This is a genomic window from Desulfovibrio sp. UIB00, from assembly GCF_022508225.1.
Lineage (GTDB): Bacteria > Desulfobacterota > Desulfovibrionia > Desulfovibrionales > Desulfovibrionaceae > Desulfovibrio.
The window spans coordinates 22824-37401 of sequence record NZ_JAETXJ010000010.1; the positions used below are offsets into that span (position 1 = coordinate 22824).

Annotated in this window: 12 protein-coding genes and 1 riboswitch; of the genes, 4 read left to right on the forward strand and 8 right to left on the reverse strand. The window is 59.9% G+C overall.

The window, feature by feature from the left end:
• Position 1 precedes the first annotated feature (1 nt).
• Both JMF94_RS13515 and JMF94_RS13520 read right to left on the reverse strand, forming a co-directional pair.
• On the reverse strand, positions 2-1768 hold the full coding sequence (locus JMF94_RS13515) for a methyl-accepting chemotaxis protein (RefSeq protein WP_240825729.1): 1767 nt from the start codon (positions 1766-1768) through the stop codon (positions 2-4).
• A gap of 198 nt (positions 1769-1966) precedes the next feature.
• Complete coding sequence (locus JMF94_RS13520) at positions 1967-2881, reverse strand: AraC family transcriptional regulator (RefSeq protein WP_240825730.1); 915 nt, start codon at positions 2879-2881, stop codon at positions 1967-1969.
• 127 nt (positions 2882-3008) lie between these two features.
• Here JMF94_RS13520 and JMF94_RS13525 point away from each other — a divergent pair, with 127 nt between their 5' ends.
• Entirely contained in the window at positions 3009-3455 is a 447-nt protein-coding gene (locus tag JMF94_RS13525) for a GyrI-like domain-containing protein (RefSeq protein ID WP_240825731.1), read from the forward strand.
• Positions 3456-4291: 836 nt separating this feature from the next.
• Here the strand turns inward: JMF94_RS13525 and cobI are convergent.
• From cobI to JMF94_RS13555, 6 genes are all read right to left on the reverse strand, one after another.
• Entirely contained in the window at positions 4292-5008 is a 717-nt protein-coding gene (gene cobI / locus JMF94_RS13530) for a precorrin-2 C(20)-methyltransferase (protein ID WP_240825732.1), read from the reverse strand.
• Positions 5009-5056: 48 nt separating this feature from the next.
• Positions 5057-5941: an ABC transporter substrate-binding protein gene (locus tag JMF94_RS13535; RefSeq protein ID WP_240825733.1), complete on the reverse strand. Its 885-nt coding sequence runs from the start codon at positions 5939-5941 to the stop codon at positions 5057-5059.
• Complete coding sequence (locus JMF94_RS13540; protein ID WP_240825734.1) at positions 5895-6839, reverse strand: ABC transporter ATP-binding protein; 945 nt, start codon at positions 6837-6839, stop codon at positions 5895-5897. Before JMF94_RS13540 ends, JMF94_RS13535 begins: the two co-directional genes overlap by 47 nt.
• Complete coding sequence (locus JMF94_RS13545; protein WP_240825735.1) at positions 6839-7939, reverse strand: iron ABC transporter permease; 1101 nt, start codon at positions 7937-7939, stop codon at positions 6839-6841. The genes JMF94_RS13540 and JMF94_RS13545 overlap by 1 nt, the downstream gene beginning before the upstream one ends.
• A gap of 218 nt (positions 7940-8157) precedes the next feature.
• Positions 8158-8336: riboswitch (cobalamin riboswitch) on the reverse strand.
• A gap of 27 nt (positions 8337-8363) precedes the next feature.
• Positions 8364-9119, reverse strand: coding sequence for a polyphenol oxidase family protein (locus JMF94_RS13550; protein ID WP_240825736.1), 756 nt, complete (start codon positions 9117-9119; stop codon positions 8364-8366).
• Positions 9110-9862 (reverse strand): 5-formyltetrahydrofolate cyclo-ligase, encoded by a 753-nt coding sequence (locus JMF94_RS13555; protein WP_240825737.1) that lies wholly within the window; start codon positions 9860-9862, stop codon positions 9110-9112. The genes JMF94_RS13550 and JMF94_RS13555 overlap by 10 nt, the downstream gene beginning before the upstream one ends.
• Before the next feature lie 39 nt (positions 9863-9901).
• Between JMF94_RS13555 and JMF94_RS13560 the strand changes: the two genes are divergently transcribed.
• From JMF94_RS13560 to JMF94_RS13570, 3 genes are all read left to right on the forward strand, one after another.
• A complete protein-coding gene (locus JMF94_RS13560; protein WP_240825739.1) occupies positions 9902-10588 on the forward strand; it encodes a metallophosphoesterase in 687 nt (228 codons plus the stop codon).
• A 335-nt stretch (positions 10589-10923) separates the two neighbouring features.
• Positions 10924-13815: an Rne/Rng family ribonuclease gene (locus tag JMF94_RS13565; protein WP_240825741.1), complete on the forward strand. Its 2892-nt coding sequence runs from the start codon at positions 10924-10926 to the stop codon at positions 13813-13815.
• Positions 13788-14510, forward strand: a complete 723-nt coding sequence (locus tag JMF94_RS13570) for an epoxyqueuosine reductase QueH (protein WP_240825743.1) — start codon at positions 13788-13790, stop codon at positions 14508-14510. Before JMF94_RS13565 ends, JMF94_RS13570 begins: the two co-directional genes overlap by 28 nt.
• Positions 14511-14578: the final 68 nt, after the last annotated feature.

The following is a 14578-nucleotide window of genomic DNA, read 5'->3' on the forward strand; positions in this document are numbered from 1 at the left end:
GTTAACCAGCCTTCATTTCCTGAATAAGCCGCCGCAGCACCTGGGCCTGCTGAGCCATCTCGCTCATGGCCTGATTGGCCCTTCCCATGGCTTGCGCGGTTTCTGCCGAAATCGTTGCTACCTGCTCCACGGAGCGGCTGATCTCCTCGCTGGATGCCGACTGCTGCTCGCTGGCAGCGGCGATGGAACGCACCTGATCGCTTGCCTGTTCCACAAGGCTGACAATCTGCGTAAGCGCCTCGCCAGAAAGCGAAGCCCGGCGCGTGGCGCTTTCAATGGTGGCGACAGACTTGTCCACGCCGTCAATGCCTTTGCGGGTACCTTCCTGAATGCCACGGATAACGCCGCCCACTTCCTGCGTGGCTGTCATGGTCTTTTCCGCCAACTTGCGCACCTCATCGGCCACCACGGCAAAGCCGCGCCCGGCATCGCCAGCGCGGGCCGCCTCAATGGCGGCATTCAGGGCCAGCAGGTTGGTCTGATCAGCGATATCGGAAATAACGCTCATGATCTGTCCAATGCCATCGGCCTGCTTGCCAAGCGTGGCCATATCGGCCTTGACTTCAAGCGACTGCTTTTGCACCTCAGTGATGTCGCTCACCACATTACGAACCAGCTGCGCCCCTTCCTGCGCCTTGGTGCGCGCTGTATCGGAGGTATCAGATGCCTTGGCGGCATTTTCCGCAACTTCGCCCACTGTGGCGTTCATTTCATCCATGGCAGACGATGTAACCGAAACACGCCGGGACTGTTCCTCTGCCCCACGGCTAGATTGCGTAATCAATGCAGAAAGCTGCTCTGTGGCAGTTGATACCACCTCAACCACGCTCTCAAGCTGGTGCGCGGCCTGCAACATCCCCTCAGCCTTGGCACGCTCGGCCTGCACCTTGGCAGCCTGAGCCTCTTGTGTGGCTATTTCCGCATGCTGGGCCTGTTCCGAAGCTTCGGCGCTTTTCTGCTCAGCCTCGGCGATCTTGTCCTTCATGGTTCCCACCATGTTTTGCAAGACATGATAGACGCCGCCGGGCTTCTTTTGCTGACGGAAGGTCACGTCCAGATCACCGTCAGCAATCTTGCCCGCAACTTCGGCAAGATAGCCAGGATCCTCGCCAAGCTGCCGCATAACCTCACGCGTGAGCAACATGCCCTGCCCCACAGACAAAATAAAACCAATGGCAATGGCCGCAAAAATCATTTTCTTGGAAAAATCAGCAAGATTGTCATTGGACTGGGCCAACAGATGGCCCTGCTCTTCCTTGGATTCCACAAGGCGGTTGATGGCATCTTGATACTGATTGGCCAGCTTGTTTCCTTCACCATCAAGATAGGCTTCCGCTCCAGCGGAATCACCAGCCTGCTTCATTTTGAGAACCTTGTCCGTCATGCCTCTGAAGGCGGCACGGTGTACCTTGTACTCTTCAATAATCTGTTTTGCCTTGGCAGAAATAAGAGTCTTTTCCACAGCTTTTGAGCTGTTATCTATTTCTTTGCGCAGTGCTTCAATCTGGGCGGTGCGTTTACTGACCTCTGCGTCAGACGTTGCTCCAACGATACCTTCCATGTTGACGCGAATGCGCTGAAAACCCACGGAAAGCTTCAGCAGATCCGCCATAGGAACTGTGGCGCGCTCGTAAAGAACTGTGTCGGCATCAGTGACCTTACCCAGTTCAAAAACGGCAAAAACACCTACGCCCAGGGTCATCAGCGAAGACAAAACAAAACTCACAATCAACTTTGTTTGCAGCTGCGTATTTTTTAAAAGGCTCATGGTTGATTCTCCAGGAGAGGGGGATTTTATACTATTAGCATACTACTTTCTTTATCGGCATAGTCTTTAAACATTTTAGGTTATCAGCAAAAGTAATTAAAAATATTTTCCATATAACATGCTACAATCCTTTGTTTAGCTACCCAACCCAATTACTATCACAGTATCCACCAACATATGCACAGGCCGCTCGGCAAATCAGGACTTATCAACCGGTCTGAGCGGAATGCAGATTTCCGTCAGCAGGTCTGCAGGAGGGGTCGTCTGCGGTGAGTTCCAGTAAATTTCGAAGCCCGGATCATTATACGGCTCGCGCCCACTCTGCGGAAACCACATGCCAAACAGCGATCTGTAGGCCGGATGCAACAGGGAGTACGGCCCTTTGATGCGCAACGCGGCATATTCCTGTTCCCCGCCAATATGCCGCAAAAAAATATCCTCATTCTGTGACAAGGTGCACAATTCCAAACTCTTTTCCGCTATTCCCGGCGGCAGGCTGACGCAGGCATCCATGCGGCACTTTTGAGGCGCGGTGATGTCCGGGTTGTCGTAGCTCACGCCGTAAGCCACCGAGGCATCAGAAAGCAGGCCGTTGGCCCCCAGCGCGCCGCACAGTTTTTCCCATGCAGGAAAACTCTCGTCATATGGCCCTGTATGCCGTACGGCAGCCACCAGGCGCGGCGCAAACGTTTCGATACGCACTTCCATGGCCGGGAGGCCGGCCATCTCATGATAAAACAGGGGACGCGTCAGATCGCGTCTGCGGGCAACCTCCAGATGTCCCTTCCGGCGACGATATTCAGAGGGCAGCATGCCCAGATGCGCCCGGAAAGCCCGCGTAAAGGCGTCCACGCTATCATAACCCGCGCCAAGGGCTATCTGGGTGACAGATTCAGGGGAATGCCCAAGCTGCATGGCGGCGCGTTCCAGCAATAAACGGCGCACGTATGCCGCAACGCTCTCGCCCACCATGGATGAAAATATCCTGTGAAAATGGTAGGGCGAAAAACAGGCTATGCGCGCCAGTTCCTCCAGGTTTGGCCTGTCATCAAGGTGCTGCTCAATGTGGCGCAGCACAAGGCCTATACGCTGCTGGTAGGTAAGTGTTTCCATGTATTCTCCCATCTCGGTTCTGGCCGCCAAGGGGCACGGTGGGCAGAAGCGCAAAAAAAGTCGAGCGAATTTTCGCCAGCAGGAGCATGCTGCCTCCACACACAATATATCCCCGCAAGGAGTACCTATGAACGGATTTGAAATAAAAGTTGTGGATTTTCCGGCCAAGCAGCTTATGGGCATCAAGGTGTGTACCAACATGGCAAAAGCCAAGGAAGATTGTCCAACCCTATGGCAGAGCTTCTGCCCGCAAATGCCAAAAATTTATGGCAAGGAAAGCTACGGCGTTTCCGTCATGCTCAATGCCCAGGATTTTGATTACTGGGCCGCCGTTGAGGCTGACGAACAGATTCCGGCAGGCATTGAAACCACCGCCATACCGTTCGGCTCCTACGCCCGCTGCACTGTGCCGAATCTGGAGAGCATCGGTGCGGGATACATGTTCATGTACCAGACATGGCTTGGCGGGCAGCAGGAATGGAAACTGAACGAGCAGGCCCCCTGCTTTGAATTGTACCCTGCGGACTGGAATCCGAGTATGCCCTTTGATCTGTTTATGCCGGTCAAGCGTTAGATTCCGCCGTCCGGCGAAGTTGGGACGCCTGCGCGGCCCAGCCTCGCCCGAGAGGCACTAAGTTTATCTTTTCTGCCCTCTGGGCACGGGATTCCGCCGTCCGGCGGAGTTTGGGACGCCTGTGCGGCGCGCAGCAAGGCGGGGCCGGTTATGGGGCTACGCCCCCTTCTCGGCCCCCCTTGCATCCCCCCCGAAGCACCCCCTAAGAAAGGTTTTCAGCTTCCGCAAAACAGCGAGGGCAACGCGGCTATAGCTGCGGGAGCTTCCCTCACTCGCTGCGCTCGCTCAGGTGATCTCCCTCCGCGCCGCGTAAATGCCAGAGGACGCCTTCGCTTCGACCAGTATCCGCTTCAGCCAAATTCCACTGATCTAGTCGCTCGTTTAGGAAATGGCTTCGTACTCTTTCCCCACGGATTCTGGGTTTTCAGTCACCTCCAAGCCCAGGCTAACCACAACAAAAAAACTACGCGATATAGGAAAGTTATGCGCGTAAATGGCAAGTTCCATTCGGTCATAACTAGCAGAATGAATTGCGATTCAGAAAGAGCTGCCCTCCATCAAAAGCTGGTCGTGGAGTCGCCTTCCTTAAACTCGCCGGAGCAAAGCGGAGGCGATGGTTGGTGTTGGGCGAATTTGCAAAATACGCATTTTTCTGGACTGACAAGGAAAAGTCCTGTTTTTGAGCGCAGCGTACTCAAGTACGTGAGCATCAAAAACAGGACTTTAACGCAGTCAGGCCAAAAAAGTCGGGTTTGCGTAAATGCGCCTGACAGGCTCACCCACGCACCAATTCTTCCCGCCTTTTCTTACCCTCTCCCCCCTACACTGCCACAGGGCTACGCCTGGGGCTTACGGCTCAGAATCAACGACATATAGGGCGGAGTTTCACCCGCAGCACAAGCCCCGCCAAGTCCCTGACAGACCTTCTCCGCTGGCTGCTCCACATGGCTCGCCAGCACGCACGACTCCAGCCTGTTGGTTGCGCCCAAGGCTTCCGCAATGGCGGGCAAATTTCGATAGGCCTTGAGAATCACAGCCGTATCACTCTGTTGCAATGAGTCTTCCAGACTCTCCCGACTGTTGATGCCCGGTATGATGCGCAAGGTCTCGCCGTTTTCGCACAAAACGGTGCGGGTGCGGGCAGCTGCCGCCTGAAAGGAAGTGATGCCGGGAATGACCTCCACCGCCAGATGCGGCGCGCATTCGCCAAGGGTGCGCATGAGATAGCCAAACGTGCTGTACACCAGCGGATCGCCAATGGTCAGAAAGGCGGCGCTCTGCCCGCTTTCCAGCACATCTCTGGTTGTCTGGGCTGCTACGCGCCACGCCTCGCGCAAGACGGCGCGGTCGCGCGTCATGGGAAATTCCAGCCGCAACACGCGCACATCGGCCCGCAGATGCGGGCGCGCCGTGTCCAGCGCCGCTGAAAAATCATTGCGGGGCGAGGCTGCCGCAAGGATAACATCCACCTCGCCCAGCACCCTGACTGCCCGCAGGGTCAAAAGATCGGGCGCGCCGGGGCCGACGCCTACGCCATAGAGAATTCCGTTCATTAACTGCTCTCTTTACAATGCTCTGAAATATTTATGGGATCAGTGGGATCAGCGGTGCAGCCAGCTGTCCAGCTCTTCCGCCGCATCCAGGGCGCGGGGGCCGGGGCGGGCAAAACGATCTTCGTCCACCACGAGCACGCGCCCAACGCGCAGGGCGCGCAAATTCCTGTAATGATCGCGCTCCGCTAGAGGCGTTGGCTCAGGATTCATGGGGCCTTTCTGAATAATGTACGCATCCGGGTCTGCCGCGATCAGGGCTTCCTCGCTGTAGCGCACCAGCTTTTTGCTGTCGCTCACCACGTTTTCGCCCCCGGCAAGGGCCAGTATCTCGCTGCTGATGCCGCCGCGTCCGGCAGCCAGCAGATTGGGATAACGCACCTCGTAAAAGACGCGCGCCACGGGCTTGCCAGCATTGCGGCTGCGCAATGCCTGCACACGCCTCTTCCAGCCGTTTACGATGGTTTGGACCCTATCCTCGCGCCCGGCAAGCCGCCCCAGGATTTCCGTAACCTCAAACAGCCGCTCAAAAGAATTTACTTCAAATGTCAGTACGTTCAGCCCCAAGGAACGCAGATTTTCGGTCTGGGTCTGTGCTTCGCTGCGGCCTTCAAGCTGCAAGACCACATCCGGCTGCTGCGCCAGCACAAGCTCGGCATTGGGACGCATGTGCGTACCAATAGCTGGCAGGGCCGCAAGCTCCGGCAGGTTGCCGTCGGCAGCGGTGCGCGCCACCAGCAGGTCGCCAGCGCCAAGGGCCAGAAAAATCTCGTTAAACGCTCCGTACAGGGCGATCACCCTTTTGACGGGTTGGGCAAAGGTTACGGTTGCGCCCGTGTCGTCCGTGATGACAATGGGGGCGGAATCACTGCGTTCACTGTTTTCAGAATTAGCCGCCTGCGCCTCTGCCGGAAGCAGAATCGGACTGAGCGCCATGCATAGGGCCAGACAATAGGTCAGACTCAGCAGAAGAGACTGCCGGGACAGCAGATTTTTTCCCGCTCCATGGACCTTTTGCACTGGCAAGCAAGGCCTGAGGCAGTCCCCACTGGGGGTGGGGCAATACGCAGATGGGTATGTTGTAGAGCGCACCAAGATTCTCCTCTGTAAAAACCTTTGCTACCGGCCCGTCAAAAACCAGGTTTCCGTCCCGCAGCCCCATGAGGCGCGTGGCATACAGGGCCGCCAGATTGCAGTCGTGCACTGCCATGAGCACACAGGCTCCAGCGGCGCGGCGGCGTTCAAGCAGGTCGAACAGATCAACCATTCGCGCCCAGTCCAGCCCTGCGGCCAGCTCGTCCAGCAGCAGGAGCGGACTTTCCTGCGCAAGGGCACGGGCCAGCAAAACCCTTTGCAGCTCGCCGCCCGAAAGTTCTGTGAGCCTGCGCTGCGCCAGCGGCGCGGCTCCGGTTTCTTCAAGCGCCCGGTCTGCTGCGGCATAATCTTCCCGCCCATAGGCCCCAAGCCACGAAAGGTGGGCAAAACGCCCGAGCAGCACCATCTGCCGTGCGGTAAGGCCCTGCGGCAACTGCCCTCGCTGCGGCACCACCGCCACCATGCGGGCGCGCTCGCGCGGCTTCAACGCCGCCAGCGGACGCCCCTGAATTTCAATGGCGCCAGCCTGCGGCGTCAGCACCCCAGAAAGGGCGCGCAGCAGCGTTGTTTTGCCGCTGCCATTGGGGCCAAGCAGGGCGGCGCACTCCCCGGCGTGCAGGGTAAAGCCCGCCTTGTGCAGCACGCTCTGCCCGCCGTATCCGGCGCGCAGCCCGGCAATACGCAGCACAGGCGGCGCCGTGCGCCCCTCATGGCGAATATCTTGGTCAGGCCGCAGCATCAGCGCCTCCGCACCAGCAGGGCAAAAAACGGCCCGCCAAGCAAGGCAGTGACCACGCCCACGGGCAGTTCCTGACCGCCGGAAAGCACGCAGCGGGCCAGCACATCCGCCCAGACCAAGAGCACCCCGCCGCCCAAAAAGGCCGCAGTCAGCAAGGGGCCGTGCCCCCAGCCCAGCAGCAGGCGCAACACATGGGGCACAACCAGCCCCACAAATCCGATCACCCCGGCCACGGCCACGCAGCCAGCGGTCATGCAGCTTGCCCCGGCCAGCAGCCACAGGCGGGCGCGGCCCACATCAAGGCCAGTCTGAGCGGCCTGTTCATCGCCAAGGGCAAGCACGTCCAGGGCGCGCCAGCCAAAGGCCGTTGCCAGCAATCCAGGCACAAGAGTTGCCAGCAAGAGGGGCAGACTGCTCCAGCCCCGGCCCTGAAAGGACCCCATGATCCAGAACACAATACTGGTTACGGATTCCTCGTTAAGGGCCTTCACAAGGGCCACCAGCGCCCCCAAAAAAGCGGCCACGGCAATGCCCGCAAGAATAACGCTCTCCCGGCTGAACGCGCCGTCGCCGCGCCCCAGCCACAGTGCGCAGCCAAGGGCCGCCAGCGCGCCGATCAGAGCCGCAGGGGCCACCAGCCCGGCATGACTGAAGCCAGCCAGCCCCGGCACATTGCCCAGCCACGGAATATTCCCCAGCATGACCACCAGCGGCCCGCCAAGGGCGATAGCCATACTGGCCCCACAGGCTGCTCCGGCGGAAATGCCCAAAGTAAAAGGATCCGCCAGCGGATTGCGCAACACGCCCTGCAATGCCGCCCCGGCCATAGCCAGAGCGCCGCCGCACAGGGCGGCCAGACACACCCGGGCAAGCCGGATGCTCACCACAACTCCGGTCAGGGCCGGATCATCGGGTGCGGGCGCAAAGCCTGCCAATGCCGCCAAAGCGCGAAACACGCTCTGCGCGCTCAAGGGCACAGGCCCAGGCAAGCAGGCCAGCGGCAGCGAAACAAGCCACACGACCACAAGACCGGTAAAAACCGGCCACAGCCTGCGGGATTGCGGATAGGAGGAAGGAGAAGACTCGGTCGTTCTGGTCATGCCAGCCCTCTGGCCGTAGCCTGCGGGGGCAAACGCGGGCCAAAGCGTTGGCTGACCTCAGGGGTCAGACCCTTGCCCAGTGGCGGCCTGCGTTGCGCGGGCATAAAAAAGGCCTCTTCCACTCGTGGTGGAAGAGGCCCGTATTTCCTCTGTCCTGCCGGCAAAAACCCGTTGCCGTGGGGCGGCCAATGCCACACCGTGGTGCCGTCATTCCATGACTGCGCACCTTGGGGCATGGCAGGTCTTCCGGCTTGGTTCCCCTGCTCCGGCCTTCCCGTTTCCAGTGGCGCAAGATGGAGCAAGGTTAAGAACCTTACGGCGGCGGGTCCGCTCCCGTTTTTCACGGGATTCCCTTTTCAAGCCGGTCTGCCCGGCTACCAATGCCGCCAACACTCTAGGCGCGGCCTTGCGGCCTGTCAATGGCTCAGGCTGCTATCCACACAAGGCTGGCCTGACGGCCCGAGCGTCTGGCGCAGCGATAGGAGAAAAACTGATCGTTGTTGCTGGCGGTGCAGATGTCCAGCCCGTAGATGTTGCGCGGCAAAAGCCCCGCCCGCTCCAGCTGGTGCCGCGTGAGGCCCCACAAATCCATGGTTTTGCTGCTGGCGTCAAACCAGGGCAGGTAGGGAGCGCCCCACTCCTTGTCAAAATTGACAAATTCCGCCTTGCCCGGCCCGAGGCTGGGCCCCCGCACGGCCAGCAGATCGCACGGTTCAAGACCGTAACGCTCGCAGAAGCGGGCCACGCCCGTGATGGGGAAATCGCAGCGGTTGCCGCGCCAGCCCGCATGCATGGCGGCGATGTACGCGCCGCTTTTGTGGGCAATGAGGATGGGCTGGCAGTCTGCCGTCTTAATGAGCAGGCCAAGGCCGGGACGCGCTGTGGCCATGCCGTCGCCTTCCGCCGTGACGGGCGTTTCGCAGGCCACGGCCTCCGGCTCAAAAACAAAACCGTCGCCGTGCACCTGCATCAGTTCGGCCCAGGCGGTCATGCCTTGCGGGCGCAGGCCTTCCAGCATGCTGCGACGGTTGGCAATGACGTGTTCGGGGTTATCCTGCACGGTAAAAGCAATGTTGCCGCCGCCAAATTCGCCAAGGCTCACGCCTCCGGCGCGGGTCTGAAAGGCGCAACGCACCTGCGGAACACCGGGGAAAACAAAGGGGATATAGCTTACAGCCACAGCATACGCTCTTCAGTACATATATAGTTGACCCGCTGGTCCCAGGGGGCCAGGGGCAGGGATTCCACAAGCTGAAATTCAAAACACAGACCCACGCGGGGGCAGGTGAATCCTTTTTCCAGAAAGCGGTCGTAATAGCCGCCCCCATAGCCCAGCCGCCCGCCAGCGAGATCAAAGGCCACGCCGGGCAGGAGCGCAAGGTCGGGGGCAAGGGGGTGTGCCCCTGCGCCACTGCCGCCCGCAGCTTCCGGCCCGAAACCGGGCAGGGAATCGTGCGGTTCAAGCAGCCCCAGGGGGCCGGGCCGCAACTGATCCGGGCCGCTGCACGCCACAAAATCCATAAATCCAGGTTCGCTGCGCCGCACACGCGGCAGCCACACGAGCATATGGGCCTGCCATGCCGCGCGCAGCAGGGCTTGCGTGCCAAGCTCGCCCCGCACACCCACATAGAGAGCCACGGAGCGGGCATTCTTCCACAGGGCGGATTCCATCAGCCTGTTTTGCGCCGCCTCGCTGCGGATTTCGGCCAACTGGGGCGACTGCTCCGCCCGCAGACGGCGCATAACTTTACGCACATCGTTTCTGGCCTGAGCCATAGCATCGGGCAGCACGGCAGAAAGATTGCCCGCCGGATTCTTTGGCGGAGCATCTGGCTGATGCGCTGGTTGAGTGGGCGGCGCAGGCACGGGGGACGTGGCATTGGAGGGCAAGCGGCACTTTCCTTGTGGTGCAATGTGTGGCATTCTCAACACCTGCGCCACTGTAACAAAGGAAACAACACCATGCCAAGCGCCGACTCTCAGGATTTTCTCTGGATCGCCGTGGGCGACATCCACGACGAGCCTGAACGTTTTGCCCAGATACCGGAACTCTCGCAGGCTGACGGCATTATCGTTACCGGCGACCTGACCATCACCGGCGGCGTCAAGCAGGCAGAGCAGGTCATGAACGCCCTGTGCGTCCACGACATCCCCGTGATGGCCCAGATCGGCAACATGGACAGGCCTGAAGTTGACCAGTGGCTGAGCGAAAAAGGCTGGAACCTCCACGCCGTCACCCGTGAGCTTACGCCCGAAATCGCCATTTTTGGCGTTGGAGCCTCCACATTTACGCCCTTTGGCACGCCGAGCGAATTTCCGGAATCCGCATTTTCCGCGTGGCTTGAAACCTGCTGGCAAAAAGCCCGCCATTATCCGCACAGCGTGCTTGTTTCGCACAATCCGCCCAAGGATACCGCTTGCGACATGATCCCCGGCGGTATCCATGTGGGCTCCACAGCCGTGCGCGAATTTCTGGAAGAAGCCCAGCCGGACATCTGCCTGTGCGGGCATATCCACGAATCGCGCGCCATGGACCGCGTGGGCCGCACCCTAGTGGTCAACCCCGGCATGCTGGCGCAGGGCGGCTACGTGCTGCTGCGCTCCAATTCGGGCCAGCTCTCCGCCGAACTCAAGATGCTTGAAGACTGATTTTTGCCTGCCGCATCTGCCGGAACGCATTGCAATGATGTGATCCGGCGGATGCGGCCCCTGCCCCGCGCACTCCCCCGCAGCTTTTCTTCTGCCTCCGCAGGATGTTAGATCGGCAAGATGCCGTTCACGCTGCGCTCATTTTCCCGCCCGCCCCTTGCCCGCTTGCATATTTTCAAAAAAAACGTACTCTCCAAAAAGCGGATTAGCATGCTGCCGCCTTCGCGCGCCTTGTTGGCGCTGCGGCGGAGCAAATACGGCACATTCCCGTAAGTGCATGGCATGCTGGCTGAAATTTTCGCGGAGGCCCAGCGCCCCGCAGCAAAAGGATTTTCATGACCATAGACCAAGACACCCCCGTGGCCGCTTCACAGCCAGCCACGGATGCATCGTCGCAGGAAGTTTCCAAACCCAAACGTTCAACCACAACACGCAGCAAGGCCAAACCAGCCGCCAAGCCAGCCGCTGGCAAAACAGCTTCCGGCAAGGCTGCGTCCAAATCCTCCGAATCCACGGTCGCCAAAGATTCTTCTGATTCTAAGGGCGCTTCCGACTCCAAGGCCCCCCAGGCCGAATCAGCTTCATCCAAGACCACGGCGCCCAAGGCCGCCGCAACCGCCAAGGCCGCAGGCCGCAGCGCGGGCAAAACAGCAAAGACGACTACCGCCAAAGCTAAAAAAACGGCTGACGCCTCCAAAGAAATTTCTGGCAGCACGGCAGATGCCGTAGCGCCCAAGTCAGCCGCTGCCACGGCTGCTGAGACCCCCAAGGCTGCTGGCAAAACTGCTGGCAAAACTGCGAGCAAAACTTCGGGCAGGGCGAGCACTTCAAGCCGCGCCGCTACGCCCCGCAAGGCCAAGGCAGCAGAAGCCAACACACCGGAAGCCACACTCACGGCCAAAACGGTCGAAACGTCTGATGGTTCCAAGCAGGAAGCCGCGCCCCAAAAGCCCGCCGCAAAGGCTCCCAAAGGCCGGCCCGCAAAAGTAGCGGCAAAAAGCAGTGTAAAAAACACAGCTCAGGCAACTGCTCCGAAAATTGACGCAACACCTGCAGACGTAGCCCCCAAGACCGCAAGCCCCGCAACAGACAAGCCTGCGGCTGCTGCGGCCCTCACAAGCCCTGCCCCTGCGACTCAACCCCCTGCAAAAACAGCAGACCAGAGCGCAAAACAGACGCCGGAACAAATTTCAGACAAGCCCGCAGAGGCAGCGCCGCGCCAGAACGCCCCCGTAGCGGAACGCGGTCAAAGCCCCCGACAGATTGCCGACCAGAACGCGAGCCAGACCACAAGTCAGCCCACAGACAAAACAGCTGGCGCACCCGCCGCTCAGGCGGAACAGGGTGCGGAACAGGCCGCTGAAAGCGGCACGGCCTCTGCCACCGGCGAGACTGTTGCCGGGGATGGCCCGCGCCGCAAGAATCGGCGTGGACGTCGTGGCGGGCGTGGCCGCAACCGTAAAAAAGAACTGAACGGGCAGGAAGGCGCGCAAACCGCCGAGGATCAGGCCAGCACAGCCCCCCTCGACGATGATGACGAGGCTCTTGATCTGGTCGATGACGCACCGGAACAGGCCAGCCGTGCGCAGGATACGCGCCCCCAGAACGCCTCCAGACAGAGCGCCCCCAGGCAGAACAAGCCCACAAAACAGGCCAAGCCTCAGCAGCAACAGCAGCAGAACAAGCCTGAAAACGGCAAGCCTGCCGAAAACAGCAAACCCGCTGAGAGCAACAAGCCCGCCATTGCCGCCAATGCTGGCAAGGCTCCTGCCGAAGCCCCCAAGGGCAAGCGGCGCATGTTCATCAGCGTACTGCCCGGCGAACAGGTAGAGGTAGCCCTGGCTGAAGACGGTCAGTTGCTGGAATACTATCTGGACATGCTGCACCAGCGCAAAATCAAGGGCAATATTTACAAGGGTGTCATCCACAATATCGACACCAACCTTCAGGCCGCCTTTGTCAGCTACGGCGCGGGCAAGAACGGATTCCTCCAGATTGACGAGGTGCATCCCGAATACTGGCTGGCCCACCACGAACCCTCCAAGGGCAAGAAATTTCCGCCCATCCAGAAGGTGCTGAAAGCCGGTCAGGAAGTATTGGTGCAGGTGGTCAAAGAACCCACCGGCAGCAAGGGCGCGTTTTTGACCACCTGGCTTTCCCTTGCCGGGCGCTTCCTTGTGCTTACGCCGGGGCAGGATCAGATCGGCGTTTCCCGCAAGGTGGACGATGACGAGGAGCGTTCGCGCCTGCGCGAAATGATGAACGGCATTGACCCCGGTCAGGGGCTTGGCGTTATTGTGCGCACGGTCAGCGCCGGAACCACCAAAACCACGCTCAAGAACGATTTGCAGTATCTCAAGCGTGTCTGGCGCGATATCCGCAAAAAAGCCACCGAGGTTTCCGCCCCGACCCTTATCTATCAGGAGCCGGGCCTTTCAGAGCGCGCCGTGCGCGACTATCTGACCGAGGACGTGTGCGAAATCTGGGTTGATAATGATGAAGTGGCGCAGAGCGTGCGCGATACGGTGAACCTGCTGTTCCCCCGCCGCAAGGATATTGTGCGGATGCACACCGACATGCGCACGCCCATGTGGGAGCGCTTTAATCTGCGCCGCCAGCTGGAGCAAATTTATTCGCGCGAGGTGCTGCTGCCTTCTGGCGGGCGTCTGGTGTTTGACCAGACAGAAGCCCTCATGGCCATCGACATCAACTCGGGCAAGATTTCCGGCAAAGGCAACTTTGAGGCCATGGCGCACAAAACCAATATGGAAGCCGCCGAAGCCATTGCCCGTCATCTCAAGCTGCGCGACATCGGCGGTCAGGTGGTTATCGACTTCATTGAAATGCGCGATAAAAAGCACGTGCTTGAAGTGGAAAAAACCCTGCGCACAGCCATGAAGAACGACCGTGCCCGGCACGATGTAGCCCGCATGAGTTCCTTTGGCCTGCTGGAACTGGTGCGTCAGCGCACTGGCTCCTCGGCTTTGGCCATCTCGCTTGAACCTTGCCCCGCCTGCGGCGGTACAGGCATGCGCCGCAATATTGAGTGGCAGGCATTGCAGGCCCTGCGCGAACTGCGCCGTATGGTCAGCGCCGAGCCCAAGGAAAAATGCGTATATCCGGCAAGCCCGGAACTGGCCCTGTATCTGCTGAACCACAAGCGCGACACCCTGCGTGAGATTGAGCAGGATTATGGCAAATGTCTGGAAATAATGGTTCGTCCTTAGAATATGGCACGGCAGCCGGGGTGGAAACCCCGGCTGCTTTTTCTGCACAGCACTCCGCCGCCGACACTGCTCCCGCCGACTCCGTTCTGGCAGGCTCCGTTACTGTTGCGCCCGTTAATCCCCTGCCTGCCAACAGCCTGCTGCTGCATGTTTGCTGCGGGCCGTGCGCCGTCATGCCCCTTACGCGGCTGCTGGACGAAGGCTTTGCCGTAACCGCATGGTTCATGAATCCCAATATCCAGCCGCTGGCAGAATATCTGCGCCGCCGCGAGGCCGCCGGGCAATGCGCTGAACATCTGGGCGTGCCGATTATTTACGCCGATGAAACATGGGACATCACCAACTGGCTGCGCGCTGTGGCAGGGCGTGATACCCCGCCCGCCCGCTGCGCCTATTGCTGCGAAAGCCGCATGCAGGCCGCCTTTGCCTTTGCGCGGCAGCAGGGCTTTGCCTGGGTGAGCAGCAGCCTGCTCTACTCGCGCTATCAGCCCCATGAGGTCATCAAGGCCGCAGGCGAACAACTGGCGGCCCAGCAGGGCGCACCGGGCTTTGCCTACCGCGATTTTCGCGCAGACTGGCAGGAAGGCATAGACCGCTCAAAGGCCATGGAACTCTACCGCCAGCCCTACTGCGGCTGCGTTTACAGCGAGGCGGAGCGCTACCAGAAAAAGCTTTTGCGGTGCATCAAGGGTTGATCGAAATTTTTTTGCAATTTTCGCTTGACCTTGCCCCTGATTTTCCGTAAACACTTCCTTGCCTGAAC